The sequence below is a fragment of the Pseudonocardia kunmingensis genome (genome assembly GCF_006716445.1).
GTDB classification, from domain to species: domain Bacteria; phylum Actinomycetota; class Actinomycetes; order Mycobacteriales; family Pseudonocardiaceae; genus Pseudonocardia; species Pseudonocardia kunmingensis.
This window is the reverse complement of the sequence record NZ_VFPA01000001.1, coordinates 3,324,095-3,339,524: the sequence shown is the minus strand read 5'-3', so window position 1 is coordinate 3,339,524 and position 15,430 is coordinate 3,324,095. Positions and strand designations below refer to the sequence as shown.

The 15,430-nt window shown below is 74.5% G+C and carries 16 protein-coding genes; 14 read left to right on the top strand and 2 right to left on the bottom strand.

Going from position 1 to position 15,430, the window contains the following annotated elements:
- Together FB558_RS15870 and FB558_RS15865 are read left to right on the top strand one after the other, a co-directional pair.
- Nucleotides 1–617: sensor histidine kinase (locus FB558_RS15870; RefSeq protein ID WP_246106464.1), on the top strand; the 617-nt coding region annotated here is incomplete at its 5' end.
- Entirely contained in the window at nucleotides 605–1,291 is a 687-nt protein-coding gene (locus FB558_RS15865; RefSeq protein ID WP_142053433.1) for a response regulator, read from the top strand. The genes FB558_RS15870 and FB558_RS15865, both read left to right, overlap by 13 nt.
- A gap of 18 nt (nucleotides 1,292–1,309) precedes the next feature.
- Here the strand turns inward: FB558_RS15865 and FB558_RS15860 are convergent, their stop codons facing one another.
- Nucleotides 1,310–2,161, bottom strand: a complete 852-nt coding sequence (locus FB558_RS15860; RefSeq protein WP_142053431.1) for an SCO6745 family protein — start codon at nucleotides 2,159–2,161, stop codon at nucleotides 1,310–1,312.
- A gap of 102 nt (nucleotides 2,162–2,263) precedes the next feature.
- Between FB558_RS15860 and FB558_RS15855 the strand changes: the two genes are divergently transcribed.
- Nucleotides 2,264–2,968, top strand: coding sequence for a DNA alkylation repair protein (locus tag FB558_RS15855; protein ID WP_142053429.1), 705 nt, complete (start codon nucleotides 2,264–2,266; stop codon nucleotides 2,966–2,968).
- Between the two features lie 18 nt (nucleotides 2,969–2,986).
- On the opposite strand, the gene FB558_RS15850 is transcribed toward FB558_RS15855, so the two are convergent.
- Nucleotides 2,987–3,529 (bottom strand): DinB family protein, encoded by a 543-nt coding sequence (locus tag FB558_RS15850; RefSeq protein ID WP_142053427.1) that lies wholly within the window; start codon nucleotides 3,527–3,529, stop codon nucleotides 2,987–2,989.
- Nucleotides 3,530–3,581: 52 nt separating this feature from the next.
- Here FB558_RS15850 and FB558_RS15845 point away from each other — a divergent pair, with 52 nt between their 5' ends.
- From FB558_RS15845 to FB558_RS15795, 11 genes are all read left to right on the top strand, one after another.
- Nucleotides 3,582–4,535, top strand: coding sequence for an aldo/keto reductase (locus tag FB558_RS15845; RefSeq protein WP_246106463.1), 954 nt, complete (start codon nucleotides 3,582–3,584; stop codon nucleotides 4,533–4,535).
- Between the two features lie 158 nt (nucleotides 4,536–4,693).
- Entirely contained in the window at nucleotides 4,694–5,692 is a 999-nt protein-coding gene (locus FB558_RS15840) for a TAXI family TRAP transporter solute-binding subunit (RefSeq protein WP_142053423.1), read from the top strand.
- A gap of 13 nt (nucleotides 5,693–5,705) precedes the next feature.
- Nucleotides 5,706–6,215 carry a hypothetical protein gene (locus FB558_RS15835; RefSeq protein WP_142053421.1) on the top strand — a complete coding sequence of 170 codons (510 nt, stop codon included), beginning with the start codon at nucleotides 5,706–5,708 and terminating at the stop codon, nucleotides 6,213–6,215.
- A complete protein-coding gene (locus tag FB558_RS15830) occupies nucleotides 6,212–8,227 on the top strand; it encodes a TRAP transporter permease (RefSeq protein WP_142053419.1) in 2,016 nt (671 codons plus the stop codon). Before FB558_RS15835 ends, FB558_RS15830 begins: the two co-directional genes overlap by 4 nt.
- A 108-nt stretch (nucleotides 8,228–8,335) precedes the next feature.
- Complete coding sequence (locus FB558_RS15825) at nucleotides 8,336–9,133, top strand: DeoR/GlpR family DNA-binding transcription regulator (protein WP_170231313.1); 798 nt, start codon at nucleotides 8,336–8,338, stop codon at nucleotides 9,131–9,133.
- Between the two features lie 26 nt (nucleotides 9,134–9,159).
- A complete protein-coding gene (locus FB558_RS15820) occupies nucleotides 9,160–10,191 on the top strand; it encodes an autoinducer 2 ABC transporter substrate-binding protein (RefSeq protein ID WP_142053414.1) in 1,032 nt (343 codons plus the stop codon).
- Nucleotides 10,191–11,696, top strand: a complete 1,506-nt coding sequence (locus FB558_RS15815) for a sugar ABC transporter ATP-binding protein (protein ID WP_142053412.1) — start codon at nucleotides 10,191–10,193, stop codon at nucleotides 11,694–11,696. Before FB558_RS15820 ends, FB558_RS15815 begins: the two co-directional genes overlap by 1 nt.
- Complete coding sequence (locus tag FB558_RS15810) at nucleotides 11,693–12,694, top strand: ABC transporter permease (protein WP_211366435.1); 1,002 nt, start codon at nucleotides 11,693–11,695, stop codon at nucleotides 12,692–12,694. The genes FB558_RS15815 and FB558_RS15810 overlap by 4 nt, the downstream gene beginning before the upstream one ends.
- Nucleotides 12,691–13,764, top strand: coding sequence for an ABC transporter permease (locus FB558_RS15805; protein WP_142053410.1), 1,074 nt, complete (start codon nucleotides 12,691–12,693; stop codon nucleotides 13,762–13,764). The genes FB558_RS15810 and FB558_RS15805 overlap by 4 nt, the downstream gene beginning before the upstream one ends.
- Entirely contained in the window at nucleotides 13,761–14,552 is a 792-nt protein-coding gene (locus FB558_RS15800) for a class II aldolase/adducin family protein (RefSeq protein ID WP_142053408.1), read from the top strand. Before FB558_RS15805 ends, FB558_RS15800 begins: the two co-directional genes overlap by 4 nt.
- Complete coding sequence (locus tag FB558_RS15795) at nucleotides 14,549–15,400, top strand: sugar phosphate isomerase/epimerase family protein (protein ID WP_142053406.1); 852 nt, start codon at nucleotides 14,549–14,551, stop codon at nucleotides 15,398–15,400. Before FB558_RS15800 ends, FB558_RS15795 begins: the two co-directional genes overlap by 4 nt.
- The last annotated feature ends 30 nt before the right edge of the window (nucleotides 15,401–15,430 follow it).

Sequence of the window (15,430 nt, the reverse complement as noted above, 5' to 3'; positions counted from 1 at the left end):
CCGAGCAGGCGCAGATGGCGGCCCGGGAGACCGTGGCCCGCGAGATGCACGACGTGCTGGGCCACCGGCTGTCGCTGCTCAGCGTGCACGCCGGCGCGCTGGAGTTCCGGCCGGACGCGCCCGCCGAGGACGTCGCCCGCGCGGCTCGCGTGATCCGGGAGAGCGCCCACCAGGCGTTGCAGGACCTGCGGGAGGTCATCGGCGTGCTGCGCGCACCGGTGGGCGAGCTGCCCCAGCCCACGGCGGCCGACGTGCCCGAGCTGGTGGCGGAGTCGCGCCGCGCGGGGATGCGGGTGGTCCTGCGCCACGAGGTCGAGGGCGCGGTGCCGCAGACGGTGGGCCGCACGGCCTACCGGGTGGTGCAGGAGGCGCTGACCAACGCCCGCAGGCACGCGCACGGCGCGGACGTGCGGGTCGCGGTGGCCGGCGCCGCCGACGCCGGCCTGGCCGTCGAGGTCGTCAACGACCCGCCCCCGCTGCCGTGCCCGCACGGGGAGCCGGGTCAGGGGCTCACCGGGCTCGCCGAGCGCGTCGCGCTCGCGGGCGGCCGGTTGGAGCACGGGCCGACGAGGGCGGGCGGCTGGCGCCTCGCCGCCTGGCTACCGTGGCCGACGTGACCACCGCGGAGCCGGTCGGCGTGCTGATCGTCGACGACGACCCGCTGGTGCGCGCGGGTCTCGCGATGATGCTCGGCGGCGTCCCGGAGATCCGGGTGGTCGGCGAGGCGGGCGACGGGGCCGAGGTACCGGCGCTCGTCGAGCGGCTCGCTCCCACCGTGGTGCTGATGGACATCCGGATGCCCGGCGTCGACGGCCTCACGGCCACCGAGCACCTGCGCCGCCGTCCCGCGGCACCCGAGGTGATCGTGCTGACCACGTTCGACGCCGACCGCCACGTCCTGCGCGCGCTGCGGGCGGGTGCCGCCGGGTTCCTGCTGAAGGACACGCCGCCCGGGGAGATCGTCACCGCGGTGCGGCAGGTGGCGCAGGGCCGCCCGGTGCTCTCGCCCGCGGTGACCCGGCGGCTGATCGCCCGCGTCGCCGAGAACGACCACGACCGGCGCCGGGCCCGTGCCCGGGCGCGCCTCGCGCAGCTCAACGACCGCGAGCGCGACGTGGCCGTCGCGGTCGGCGAGGGCCGCTCCAACGCTGAGATCGGCGCGGTGCTGCACCTCGCGGTGCCGACCGTCAAGACCCACGTCTCGAACATCCTCACCAAGCTCGACCTCAACAACCGGGTCCAGATCGCGTTGCTCGCCCACGACGCGGGCCTCCTCGACGACGACGGGTGACGCCGGGCGCGTCATGCGTCATCCCCCCGGACGGGCCACGCCCATCGCGTTCGGGTAGGGCACCGCACCGCCGTCGGCGACGGACCGGGCGAGCGGACCGAGCGCGTCGAGCAGCCCGCGCAGCGCGGCGTCGTCGAGCGCGCGCAGGGCGGTCGCCGCCGAGAGGTCGGTGCTCCGCTCGATCCCGGCTCGCAGGTCCCGCCCGCGCTCGGTCGGCTCCCCCGCGGCGTCCAGCAGCCCGCGGGCCCGCAGCCGGTCGGCCGCGTCCGCCCACTCCTGGTCGGTCCACCCCCGGAACTCGCGCTGCCGCTCCACCAGCGCGGCCCGGTGCAGCCGGTGGGCCTCGACGCCGTCGACCTGCGCCGCCACCAGCGCGGCCACGTGCCCGTCCCCGCGGTGCTCGCGCAGCACGGTGGCGGCGTGCCAGACGCGGCCGAGCGGGTCGGCGGGCGCCGGGACGTCGAGGTGCGCGGCCGCGAGCGGGCGCCCGGCGACGTCGAGCCCCGCGAGCACCCCGGCGAGCCGGTCGGCCGCGCCCGCGAGCGCGGAGGCGTCCGTGACGTGCGCCGCGAGGGCCGCACAGGCGAGCCGGGCCCGCGCGTCCAGTACGCGCGCCGGGTCGGCGACCGCCCACGCCCCGGGCAGCGCCTTCTCCACCATCCGCGGCGCGAACCCGTGGAAGAGCGCCGTGACCAGTCGCGGGCCCGGCGTGCCGAGCGCCGCCGAGCGGGAGGCGAAGTACCCCGTCCAGAAGCCGCGCAGCCCCAGCTCCCCGTACGCCTCCTTCGACCCGGCGGTGAAGTACACGACGGCGTGCACCGCCTCCAGCACCCGCCACAGCTCACGCTCCACGAGCCCGCGTTCGTCCACCCCGCTGGTGTACGGGTCGGGGCGCGTCGCGGCAAGGCACCCGCCGCGGACGCCGGTCCTCGGGGCCCCGGAACGCGCGGCCGGTCACTACGCTCCAGATCCGTGCCCGCCGCGACCGAGACCGCTGCCGGGTTCCTCGACGCGCTCCGCGCGCTGCGGTCGGAGCCCGAGCTCGCGGTGGTGCGCAGGCGCCTCGGGCCCGGCGACGACGCCATCGGCGTGCGGATGAAGGACCTGTTCGACACGGCGAAGGCCGCCCGGCGGATGCCGCTCGAGCAGGTCGAGGCCCTGTTCGCCGACGACCGGTACGAGGCCCGGATGGGCGCGCTGTGCATCCTGGACTTCCGGGCGAGGGCGCGCGACGCCACCGAGGACGACCGCCGCGCCTACTACGAGCTCTACCTGCGGCACCTGGACCGGATCACGACGTGGGACATGGTCGACCGGGCGGCGCCCAGCGTGGTCGGCGGCCACCTGCTCGGGCGGTCGGTCGCGCCGCTCGTCGAGCTGGCCGGGGCCGCCGCGCCGCTGCGGCGCCGCACCGCGATCACCGCGCCGCTGTGGTTCGTCCGGTACGGCGGCGAGGCCGACCTGCGGGGCCTGTTCGACGTGGCGGCCCTCCTCGCCCACGATCCCGACCCGGTGGTGCACAAGGCCGTCGGGATCGCGCTCAAGCACGCGGGCGGGCGCGACGCGGCGGCGGTGGAGCGCTTCCTCGACGCGCACGCCGCGCGCATGCCCCGGGTCGCCGTGCGGTCGGCGACGGACAAGCTCGCCCCGGCCGTGCGGGCCCGCTTCGTCGGCTGACCCGGACGGAACGCGCGGTCACCGCGGCGCGGAGACCGCCCGGCCGACGGCGCCGATGTCGTGGACGTGGTGGCGGGCCTCGTGCAGGGCGTGGCGCACCAGCCAGCGGGCGGTGCGCACCTCGTCGGGGCGCCTGCGTCCCACCCGCTCCCAGTCGGTGGTGGCCGCGATCTCGTCGAGGAACCCGGCGAGGTGGGCGTCCAGCTCGGCGAGCACGGCGTCGAGGTCGGCCTCGTTGTGGCGGAACCGCACGGTGCGCAGGTCGTTCAGCATCGGCTCGTGCACCGGCGTGTCCTCGGTGCGGGTGCGGTACAGCCGGATCGTGGACGTCGAGAACACGTCGCGGACGTGGCAGGCGTACTCGACGACCGACCAGGTCGTGGCGTCGGGGCGCGTGCGCCGGAGCGCGGGGGCCACGGCGGACACGGCGGCGCGCACCTCATCGGGCACCCCGCGCAGGGCCGCGGTGGCGGACTCGACCGAGGTGTCGGCGTAGGACATCGGGCACTCGCCGCAGACGTGGTGCTCGCCCGCGAGCCGCGGCACCCGGGTCGGGTCCATGCGATCCTCCGCGCCCCTCGACCGATCGTCTGCGCGCGTAAGCTACGCCCCCGTGACGGCCGGCACCTCGCAACTGGGCATCGGCCTCGCCGCCGTCGCCCGCCCCGCCTACATCACCTCGGGGCGCGCGGCCGACCTCGGCGCCCACCGCGACGTCGACGACCTGCGCGTCCGCACGGAGGCGGTCCTGGACGCGGCGTACGCCGCCGGGATCCGCTACGTCGACGTGGCCCGCTCCTACGGGCGCGCCGAGGAGTTCCTGGCCGGCTGGCTGCGGCGCCACCCGGAGATCGACGACGTCGAGATCGGGTCGAAGTGGGGCTACCGGTACGTGGGCGGGTGGCGGGTGGACGCGTCCGTGCACGAGGTGAAGGACCACTCGCTCGCCGCGTTCGACGAGCAGGTGGCCGAGACCGGCGCGCTGCTCGGCCCGCGCCTGGGGATCTACCACATCCACTCCGCGACGCCGGAGACCGGCGCGCTCGAGGACACCGCGCTGCACCGGGCGCTGGCCGGGCTGCGGGAGCGCGGGGTCCGGGTCGGCGTCTCCACCTCCGGGCCCGCGCAGGCCGACACCGTCCGGCGCGCCCTGGAGATCCAGGTCGACGGGGCGCCGCTGTTCACCTCGTTCCAGTCCACCTGGAACGTGCTGGAGCCCTCGGTCGGGGCGGCACTGTCCGAGGCGGCAGGCACGGGCGCGCGCGTGATCGTCAAGGAGGCGGTGGCGAACGGGCGGCTCACCCCGGGCGCCCCCGACGCCCCGCCCGCCGCCGCGGCGCTCGCCGCCGAGGTCGGGCTGCCGCTGGACCAGCTGGCGATCGCGGCCGCGCTCGCCCAGCCGTGGGCGTGGCGGGTGCTCTCCGGGGCGGTCGACCCGCTGCAGGTCACGAGCAACGCGGCGGCGGCCGCCGTGGTGCTGCCGCCCGCCGTGGTGCCCGCGCTCGGCGCGCTCGCCGAGGAGCCCCGCGCGTACTGGTCGGCCCGCTCCGCCCGCCGGTGGAGCTGACCCGCACCCCGGAGATCGCCGCCGTCCGGGGTGCTCGCGAACGGCTCGTAACGATCATTGCCGTCGCGTGGACAACGTCGGTGGCGTGTGCGATGTTGCGCGCACCCATCGGAGTGATCGCGCTCGCCGCCGAGCGCCGCTCCCGAGCAGGAGGTGCCATGGCTGTCACCACACGGAGCCGGGTCACCCCGGCACGCCGCCGACTCCGGACCGTCGTCGCGGCGGCGGGGGTGCTCGCCCTCGCCGCGTGCGGCAGCAGCGAGCCCGAGGTCCCCGGGGCCGACGGGTCGCTGTCGATCGCGACCGGCGGCACCGGCGGCGTCTACTACCCCTACGGCGGCGGCATGGGGACGGTCCTCTCGGAGAACCTCGAGGGCATCACCGCCACCGTCCAGGAGACCAACGCCTCCGTCGACAACATCCTGCTGGTCCAGGACGGTGGCGCCGACATCGCCTTCGCCCTCGGCGACACCACGGCCGACGCCGTCGGCGGGGTCGCGCAGTTCGAGGGCCGCGAGGTCACGATCTGCACGCTGGGCAAGCTCTACAACAACTTCACGCAGGCGGTGACGACCAGCGGCACCGGGATCCGGTCGGTCGCGGACCTGCGCGGGAAGCGGGTGTCGGTCGGTTCGCCCGGCTCGGGCACCGAGGTGATCGCGCTGCGGCTGCTGGAGGCCGCGGGCATCAACCCGGACACCGACATCCAGCGCAGCCAGCTCGGGGTCGGCGAGACGGCGCAGGCGTTGCGCGACGGCACCATCGACGCCGGGTTCTGGTCGGGCGGGCTGCCCACCGGCGCGCTCGTCGACCTGGCGAGCACCGGCCAGATGGTGCTGATCCCCACCGCCGAGTACACCGAGGCGCTGGCGTCGCAGTTCGGCCCGTACTACCAGACCGCGGAGATCCCGGCGGGCACCTACCAGGGCCAGACCGAACCGAGCCCGCAGGTCGTGGTGCCGAACGTGCTGGTCGTGCGCTCGGACATGCCCGAGCAGCTCCAGCAGGACATCACCCGCACGATCTTCGAGAACGAGGAGCGGCTCACCACCGTGCACCCGGCCGCCGCGGATCTCGACGCCGCCACGGCGGGCGACGTGAGCTTCGTCGACGTCTGCCCCGGCGCCCGGGCCTACTTCGACCAGGCGACGGGCTGACCGGGCACCTGCCGTGCGGACGCTCGTCGCGGTCGCGGTCGCGGTCGCGGTCGCGGTCGCGGTCGCGGTCGCCGTCACCGGGCTGCTCGCCGCGGGCTGCGCGGCGCCCGGCCCGGCCGTCACCGTGCGCGACACCGGGGGTGCGCTGCTCACGCGCGTACCGGTGCCCGCCGGGACGTTCGCGGTGAGCTACCGCAACTCGCTCTACGGCACGCTCGCCGAGGAGCGCTACCAGGTGCAGGACGACGGCGGGTTCCGGCTCGTCGAGCTGGCCGCCGACCAGCTCGCGGTGCTCGAGGAGTACTACGCCGTGCCGGGGCCGGTGGACGCGGCGCCGGACGGCGACCGGCGCAGCTGGGTCGCCCAGCCGTCGCAGCACCCGGTGTTCGGCGACCTCTCCATCGCCGCCACCGCGCTCGGCGAGCGCACCCTGCACGTACCCGGTCACCCGCCGGTGCCCCTGCCGCCGCTGACCGGCGCGTCGGGGGTCACCGTCGTTCTCGACGTCGAGGAGAGCCGATGACCGCACGACCCGACGGCGACGAGGCCCGCCCCGACCCGCCCGGTGAGCGCACGTTCGACGAGGAGGCGCTGCTCGCCGAGTACGAGGCGGAGAAGCCCGCGCGCCGGCTCTCCGGGGCCCCGCTGCGCGTGGTGCAGGTGCTCGGGGCCGTCCTGTCGCTGTACGGGCTGTGGTGGGTGTTCAACCCGATGCCCGCGCAGCAGTACCTGCCCTCGTTCCTGGGGCTCGGGCTGGCGCTGACCTTCCTGGTCTACCGCGGCTGGGGCCGCTCGGAGCAGGCCCGCGCCGACGGGCGGACCGACAACCCGCACGTGCTCGACTGGGCGCTGGCGGTGGCGTCGATCGTCCCGTTCGCCTACATCGTGGCGGACTGGGACTCGTTCTTCCGCCGGGCCGTCGTGCCCACCGACCTCGACCTCGTGATGGGCACCCTCGCCATCGTGCTGACGCTCGAGGCCGCGCGGCGCACCGTGGGCCTGCTGGTGCCGCTGGTGGTGGTCGCGTTCCTGGCTTACGCGGCCTTCGGGTCGTACTTCCCCGGCATGTTCGCCACCTCGAGCTACGACTGGGAGCGGCTGGTCGGGCACAACGTGATGGGCACGCAGGGCCTGTTCGGCGTGCCGATGGACGTCGCCGCCACCTACATCATCCTGTTCACCGTCTACGGCGCGGTGCTCACGGCGTCCGGGGCCACGCGGTTCTTCATCGACCTGGCGTTCGCCGCGTTCGGCCAGTCCGGTTCCGGGCCGGGCCGCACCGTCACGCTCGCCGGGTTCCTGCTCGGCACGGTGTCCGGCTCCGGGGTGGCCACCACCGTGACCCTCGGCGGCGTGACCTGGCCGCTGCTGCGCAAGGCCGGCTACCCGAAGGAGAACGGCGGCGCGGTGCTCGCCGCCGCGGGCATCGGCGCGATCCTGTCCCCGCCCACGCTCGGCGCGGCGGCGTTCATCATCGCCGAGCTGCTGAGCGTCTCCTACCTGCAGGTGCTGATCTGGGCGACGATCCCGACGCTGCTGTACTACCTCGGGATCATCCTGGCCGTCGAGATGGACGCCCGGCGCTACCGCACGCACGCGATCGAGCTGGACGTGAAGCCCGCGGGTGCGCTGCTGCTGCGCTTCGGCTACCACTTCAGCTCGCTGGCCGCGATCGTCGTGTTCATGGCGCTGGGGCTGACACCGTTCCGCGCGGTCGTCTACGCCACGGTGCTGGCGTTCGTGCTGAGCTTCCTCGACCGCAGCTGCTGGATGACGCCGCGCCGCGTCTTCGGCGCGCTCGCGGCGGGCGCGAGCGGCGCGCTCTCGGTGATCCCGGTGATGGCGGCGGCCGGGATCATCGTCGGGGTCATGACGCTCACCGGTCTCGGGCTCAAGCTCGCCGGGATCATCGTGACGATGGCGGGCGGCAATCTGGCCCTGACCGCGGTGTTCTCCGCGATCGCGGTGACCCTGCTCGGGCTCGCGGTCCCGGTGACGGCGAGCTTCATCATCTCGTGGGTGATCATCGGGCCCGCCCTGCAGGACGTGGGTGTGCCCGCGTTCGCCGCCGCGATGTTCATCTTCTACTACGCGGTGCTGTCGGAGGTGTCCCCGCCGACGGCGCTCTCCCCGTTCGCCGCCTCGGCGATCACCGGCGGCAAGCCGGTGCGCACCATGTGGCTCACCTGGAAGTACACGCTCCCGGCGTTCCTCGTCCCGTTCGTCGTGGTGCTCTCGCCGCAGGGTGTGGGCCTGCTGCTCTCGGGCGGCGTCGGCACGGTCGTGGTCGCCACGCTGGCGGCGGCCGCCGCGGTCGCCGCGCTGGCGGTCGTCACCGGCGCGTGGCTGGTGGGGCCCGCGGGGGTGCCCGAACGCGTGCTGTTCGGCGTCGCGGCGGTCGCGCTGCTGGTGATGGCCCCGGTCGCGATCGGGATCGGTGTCGCGGCCGCGCTGGCCGGGGTGCTGGTGCACCTGGTGCGGCGCCGCCGGGCCGACGCAGCGGACGCAGCCCAAACGAAAGCGAACAACAGCTGAGCGAAAGCCGCGCTGCAGTGCTTTCGATGCTGTTCGTTGACGGTCGGGGGTGCGTTTCCTAGGGTCTGCGCGGGTGACACCGATCACTCGAGGACGGCTGGGGGCCGGGTGGCGGGCATCGCGGAGCACGAGCGGCAGCAGGAGGTGCTGCGCCTGCTCGACGTCGACGGCCGGGTGAGCGTGGCCGACCTCGTGCGCCGCTTCGGCGTCACCGCGGTGACCATCCGCAAGGACCTCGAGGTGCTGGAGCGCCGGCACCTCCTCGCCCGCGTGCGCGGGGGCGCGGTGCCGGCCGACGGGGCCGACGAGGGCGCCTTCGAGATGCGGCTGCGCCACGGCGCCCAGGCGAAGGCGGCGATCGCGCACGCAGCCGCCGCGCTGGTGCCCGACGGCGCCGCGATCGCCCTGGACTGCAGCACCACCTGCTACCACCTCGCCCTGGAGCTGCGCGGCCGCCGGAGCCTCGTCGTCGTCACCAACGGCCTGCGCGCCGCCGAGCTGCTCAGCGACTCCGGCGTCACCGTCGTGCTGCCCGGCGGCACGCTGCGCCGCTCGTCGTGGTCGGTGGTGGGCGACTTCGGCGACTTCGTCGGCAGCCGGGGCCGGCTCGCGATGGGGTTCTTCGGCGTCCGCGGGCTCTCGCGCGAGCACGGGCTCATGGAGCTCACGGTGGAGGAGACCACGGTGAAGCGCCGGCTGGCCGCGTCCTGCAACGAGGTGTACGCCCTCTTCGACTCGTCCAAGGTCGGCCGGTTCGCCCTGCACAGCTTCGCGCCGCCCCAGCGGATCACCGCGCTCTACACCGACGAGGGCGCCGACCCCGACGCGCTCGCGGGCTTCGCCGAGGTGGGCGTGGCCGTCCACCGGGTGCCCGTCCCCACCACTCGAACCGGAACGTCCGCCTGACCACAGGCGCAGAGGAAGGAGCGACGATGCTCGACAGGCGCATCACCGCGGCGCTCGCCGTGGCCGCGGCAGGGGTGCTGGCCCTCGCGGGCTGCACGCAGCAGAACCCCGGTGGGGGCGGCGGGGAGGGCGGTGGCGGCGGCGAGGACCAGGTCAGCGTCGCGTTCGTGCCCAAGCTGCAGGGCATCCCCTACTTCGAGGCGATGAACACCGGCGGGCAGGCCGCCGCGCAGGAGCTGGGCCTCGAGTGGATCTACCGGGGTGCGTCGACGGCGGACCCGGGCGCGCAGACCGAGATCGTCAACTCGCTGATCCAGCAACGCGTCGACGTCCTCGTGGTCGCACCGAACGACCCCGACTCGATGGCCCCGGTGCTGCAGGAGGCCGCCGACGCCGGGATCAAGGTGATGACGGCCGACACCGACGCCCCGAACTCGGTGCGCGAGGCGTTCGTGAACCAGGCCTCGCCGGAGGGCGTCGGCACCGCGCTCACCGACTCGCTGCTCGAGGCGATGGGCGGATCGGGCAAGTACGCGATCGTGTCGTGCGGCCAGACCGCGGCGAACCTCAACTCCTGGATCGAGGTCCAGCGCCGGGTGACCGCGGAGAAGTACCCGGGCGCCGAGATCGTCGACGTCGTGTACGCGGGCGAGGACGAGGCGCAGGCCGTCACGATGGCCAAGGACCTGATGAACGCCCACCCGGACCTGACCGGGCTCGTCGGCGAGTGCACGGCGTCCGCACCCGGGGTGGCCAAGGCCGTCACCGAGGCCGGGAGGATCGGCCAGGTGTTCACGGTCGGGCTGGGCACGCCGCAGTCGATGAAGCAGTACCTGGAGAACGGCTCGTCGTCCGCGGCGATCCTGTGGGACGTCGAGCAGCTCGGCTACCTGACCGCGTGGGCGGGCCTGCAGCTGGCCTCCGGCACGCCGTTCCAGCCGACGAACGAGGTGAACGCGGAGCTGCCGGCCGTCACGTGGGACGAGGCGAGCAAGGAGCTGCTGCTCGGCGACCCGCTGCGGATCACCACCGAGAACGTCGACCAGTACCAGTACTGATGGGAGAGGCCCTGCTGCGGCTGCGCGGCGTCCAGAAGCGCTACGGCGGTGTCCGGGCGCTGCGCGGCGTGGACCTCGACGTGCTCGCCGGCGAGGTGCATGCCCTCGTCGGCGAGAACGGCGCCGGCAAGTCCACGCTGATCAAGATCGTGTCCGGTGCCGAGGTGGCCGACGAGGGCACGGTGGAGATCGACGGCACGCCGCTCTCCGGCGGCAGCACGCAGGCGGCGATGGAGGCGGGGGTCGCCACCGTCTACCAGGAGCCGCACCTGTTCGGCGAGCTGACGGTGGCCGAGAACGTGTTCCTCGGCCGGGAGCTGAGAACCGGCGGGCGGGTGGACTGGGCGACCCAGCGCACCCGGGTCGGCGAGCTGCTCGCGCAGATCGGCCTGGATCCGGCGATCGGCGACGTCCGCGTCGCCGACCTGCCGGTGGCCGAGCAGCAGCTCGTCTCCATCGCCAAGTCGTTCGCGCACTCGGCGAAGGTGCTGATCCTCGACGAGCCCTCGGCGATCCTCACCGACCGCGAGATCGACGTGCTGTTCGGCGTCGTGCGCAACCTGCGGGCCGCCGGCGTCGGCATCGTCTACATCTCCCACCGGCTCGACGAGCTGGCGCAGATCAGCGACCGCGTCACCGTGCTGCGCGACGGCGAGGTCGTGGCCACCGAGCCGACCGGGGACCTGTCCGTCCGGCAGGTGGCCGAGCTGATGGTCGGCCACGAGCTGGGCGCCGCCACCGCGGACCGCCCGGCCCCGACCGGCGAGCCGGTGCTCGCCGTGGCCGGGCTCGGGCGCAGCGGCGCGTTCTCCGGCCTGGACCTGCAGGTGCGCCCGGCAGAGGTGGTGGCCCTCTACGGCCTGGTGGGCTCGGGCACCGGGGCGATCGCCCGCGCGCTCTACGGGGTGGACCCCGCCGACGCGGGCACCGTGCACGTCGACGGGCGCCGCGTCCGGCTGCAGTCCCCGGGCGACGCCGCCGCGGCCGGCGTCGCGATGCTGCCCGGCAACCGCAAGCAGCAGGGCGTGTTCGCGAACAAGTCGATCGCGTTCAACATCTCCAGCGCGCACCTGCGGCACCTGGCGAAGCTCGGGTTCTGGTTCGACCGCGGCCGTGAGAGGTCCATCGCTCAGGACTTCCTGCGCCGGATCTCGATCAAGGCACCCGACGTGGGTACCGCGGTCGGCGCGCTGTCCGGGGGCAACCAGCAGAAGGTCGTGCTGGCCCGCCAGCTCGTCCGCGCGCCCCGGGTGCTGGTCCTCGAGGAGCCCACCCAGGGCGTCGACGTGGGCGCGAAGGAGGAGATCCACCGGCTGGTGCTGGAGCTGGCCGACGGCGGCAGCGCGGTTCTCGTGATCTCGACTGATCTCGCGGAGGTGCTGCAGCTCGCCGACCGCGTGCTGGTGGTGCGCAAGGGCAGCGTGGTCCGGGAGTTCCCGCGCGGCGCGGGCCAGGCCGAGGTGCTCGCGGCCGCGGCGGGCGACGACGGCGAGGTGGCCGCGTGATCACCGCCTCCACCACGGCAGCCGAGCCCGTGCGCCGCTGGATGCGGGTACGGGCGATCGAGGGGCAGGAGCTCGCGCTCATCGGCGTGACCGGGCTGCTGTGGATCGTGCTCTCGCTGGTCACCGACACGTTCCTCACGACAGGCAACATCACGAACATCCTGTTCACGGTGGCGCCGATCGCGCTGGTCGGGATCGGCATGACGGCCGTGATCGTCACCGCCGGGATCGACGTGTCGGTGGGCAGCCAGGCGGCCGTGGTGATGGTGGTGGTCGCGCTGCTGGTGCGCGACGCCGGCCTGGCGTTCCTGCCCGCGGTGGCCGTCGCCGTCGTCACCGGGCTGGTGCTGGGCCTCGTCAACGGCCTGCTGGTGGCCTACGGCGGGATCCACCCGATCATCGTCACGTTCGGCACGCTGAACATCTACCGGTTCGTCGCGCTGCAGATCTTCGGCACCGAGCAGGTGGCGGGCGTGCCCGACACGCTGTCCGTGATCGGCGGCGGCGCGGAAGGCCGGTTGCTGGGCGTGCCGACCGCGTGGTGGCTCACCCTGGTGCTGGCCGCGGGCATGTGGTGCTACATGCGGTTCTGGGCCACCGGGCGACACCTCTACGCCGTGGGCGGCGACGCGTTCGCCGCGCGGCTGGCCGGGGTGCGGGTGCGGCGTCGCCAGATCAGCGCCTACGTGCTCACCGGCGCCTGCGTCGGGCTCGCGGGCTGCGTGCTGATCGGCAGCGGCGGGCTGGTGCAGCAGAACGTCGGCACCGGCCTCGAGCTGGAGGTGATCGCGGCCGTCGTGATCGGCGGCACGAGCATCATCGGCGGCCGCGGCACCGTGCTGGGCACCCTGCTCGGCGCGCTGCTGGTCGGCACCGTCTCCAGCGCCGTCACCCTGCTGAGCTGGCCCACCGAGGTCACGCAGCTGTTCATCGGCGTGTTCATCCTCGTGGCGGTCGGTGTCGACCTGCTGCGCGAGCGGCGGAGGAGTGCCCGATGACCGAGACGGACCTCGCACCCGCACCCGAGCGCAGCGGCGGCGAGAGCATCCCGGCACGCGTGCTGCGGATCGCGCTGACCGAGCGGGTGGTGCTGCTCGCCGTGCTGCTCGTCGTGGTGGTCGTCTGGTTCCGGGTGCTCGGGGCGGGCGGCTATCTGGTCGCCCCGTACGACGTGCGCTACCTCGGCAACGCGCTCGAGTCGATGGCGCCCTTCGCGCTGCTGGCGATCGCCGAGCTGTTCGTCATCGTGTCCGGCCGGGGCGGGATCGACCTCTCGGTCGGCGCCATCGTGTCGCTGGCCGGGATGGCGTTCGGGCTCATGGTCGGCGTGTGGGGGTGGCCGCTGCTGCCCGCGATCGTCGGCTGCGTGGCCGTCGGCGGCCTGCTCGGAGCCGTCAACGGGGCGCTCGTGGCCTACCTGCGGTTCCCCGCGCTGATCGCGACGCTCGCGACGTACTACGCGTACAGCTCGCTGGCCCTGGTGAGCAACGCGAACGCGCCGATCTCGACGCCGCCGGTCGTCGACCTGCACTCGCTGACCAGCAACGTCCGGCTCCCGCTGCTGCCGCCGGTTCCGCTGCACGTCTTCACGATCCTGCTGCCCTGCGCGGTGCTGGCCTGGGTGGTGGTCTCGCGCTCGACCTACGGCCGGTCGCTGTACGCCGTGGGCACCAACGACGTCGCCGCCGCGTACGCCACCCAGCCCGTGGCCCGCACGCGCTTCACCGCCTTCGTGGTGTCCGGGCTGCTCTCCGGCGTGGTCGCCGTGGTGACGGTGGCCCAGTTCGCGTCCGCCCGGCCCGACGCCGGCATCGTCGGCAACGGGATGGCGCTGCCCGCGATCACTGTGGCGGTGCTGGGCGGGGTGGCGATCCAGGGCGGCATCGGGCGGGTCGGCGGCGTGCTCGTGGCGGCGCTGCTGGTCACGTGGCTCAACGCGGGGATGCTGCTGGCGTTCCCGGAGGGTTCGGAGGGCAGCCGCTACCAGCTGCTCGCGCTCGGGCTGGTGCTCGTGCTGTCCGCGCTGCTCAACACGCTCGCCCTGCGCCGCTACGGGAGGCTGTCGTGACGTTCGCGCATCGGCCGGCCGACGTGCCTGCCGAGCTGGTGGCGCTCACCCGCCGCCTCGGCGACCCGGCGGCCGACCTCGTCGTCCTCGCCGAGGGCAACACGTCGGCGCGGCTGCCCGGCGACCGGTTCGCGGTGAAGGCCAGCGGGTCCCGCATGGACCTCGCCGGGGCGGGCGACTTCGTCGTCGGCGACCTGCCGGAGCTGGTCGACGTGCTGGAGCGGGGCGGCACGGACCAGGAGACGCTGTCGCGGCTGCTGTCGGCCGGTCCCGCGAGCCGCCGGAGCGAAGCGGAGGCCATCCGACACAGCGCGTCGATCGAGACGCTCGTCCACGTCGTCGCCCTGGCCGCCGGGGCCACCTGGGTGGCGCACACGCACCCGACCGCCGTCGTCGGGCTGCTCGCCGTCGAACAGGCGCGGGAGCTGTGGGAGGCGCCGCTGTTCCCCGACGAGGCCGTGGTGCTCGGCGAGCCCGTGTGGGTGCCCTACGCCGCGCCGGGCATCGCGCTCGGCGTGGGCGTGCACGCGGCCGTGCGCGAGCGGCTCGACCGCGACGGCGCCCCGCCGCGCCTGGTCCTGCTCGGCAACCACGGCATCGTCGCGCTCGGGGACAGTGCGGGCGAGGTCGAGACGATCACGACGATGGCGGTGAAGGCGGCCCGCGTCCGCGCGGTGGCGCTCGGGGCGGGCACGCCCGCCCCGCTGGCGATCGCGCACGCCCGCGAGCTCGCCGGACGCCCCGACGAGGCGGCCCGCCGCACGCTACTGGGAAGGACCCGCACATGAACCCGCTCGGCATCCACGCGCTCGTCTGGGCCGGCGGCTGGTCGCACGAGGAGTGCGAGCACGCCGTGCGCAGCACCCGCGAGGCCGGCTACGACATCCTCGAGATCCCCGCGCTCGACCCGGCGTCGATCGACATCGCGCACACGAAGGCGGCGCTCGCCGAGCACGGCGTCCGCGGTGTCTGCTCCCTTGGCCTCGACCTCGACGCGGACATCTCCTCCCCCGACCCCGACGTCGTCGCACGGGGGCAGGCCCGGCTCGCGGACGCGCTGGCCGTCGTCACCGGGATCGGCGGCGACTACCTGGGCGGCGCCGTCTACTCCGCCCTGGCCAAGTACGACCGGCCGCTCGACCCGCGCGGGCGCGACAACATGATCGCCGGCCTGCGCACCCTCGCCCGCGACGCGGCCGCCCAGGGCGTCACCGTGGGGCTGGAGCCGGTGAACCGCTACGAGTCGAACGCGATCAACACCGTGGCCGGCGCGCTGGCCGTGATCGACGAGGTCGGCGAGCCGAACGTCGTGGTGCACCTGGACGTCTACCACGCCAACATCGAGGAGACCGACTTCGTCTCCCCCGTCCGCGAGGCCGGCTCGCGGTTGGGCTACGTCCACATCGGCGAGTCGCACCGCGGCTACCTGGGCACCGGCACGATCGACTTCCCGGCGTTCTTCGGGGCGCTGCGCGACACCGGCTACGCGGGCCCCGTCACGTTCGAGTCGTTCTCGCGGGCGGTGGTGTCGGCGGACCTGTCCGACCGGCTGGCGGTGTGGCGCGACCTGTGGAGCGACGGGATGGACCTGGCGACGCACGCCCGGCGCTTCGTCACGGACGCCCTCACGCGCTGAAGATCCCGAGTATCGGTTGCTCATTGCTGT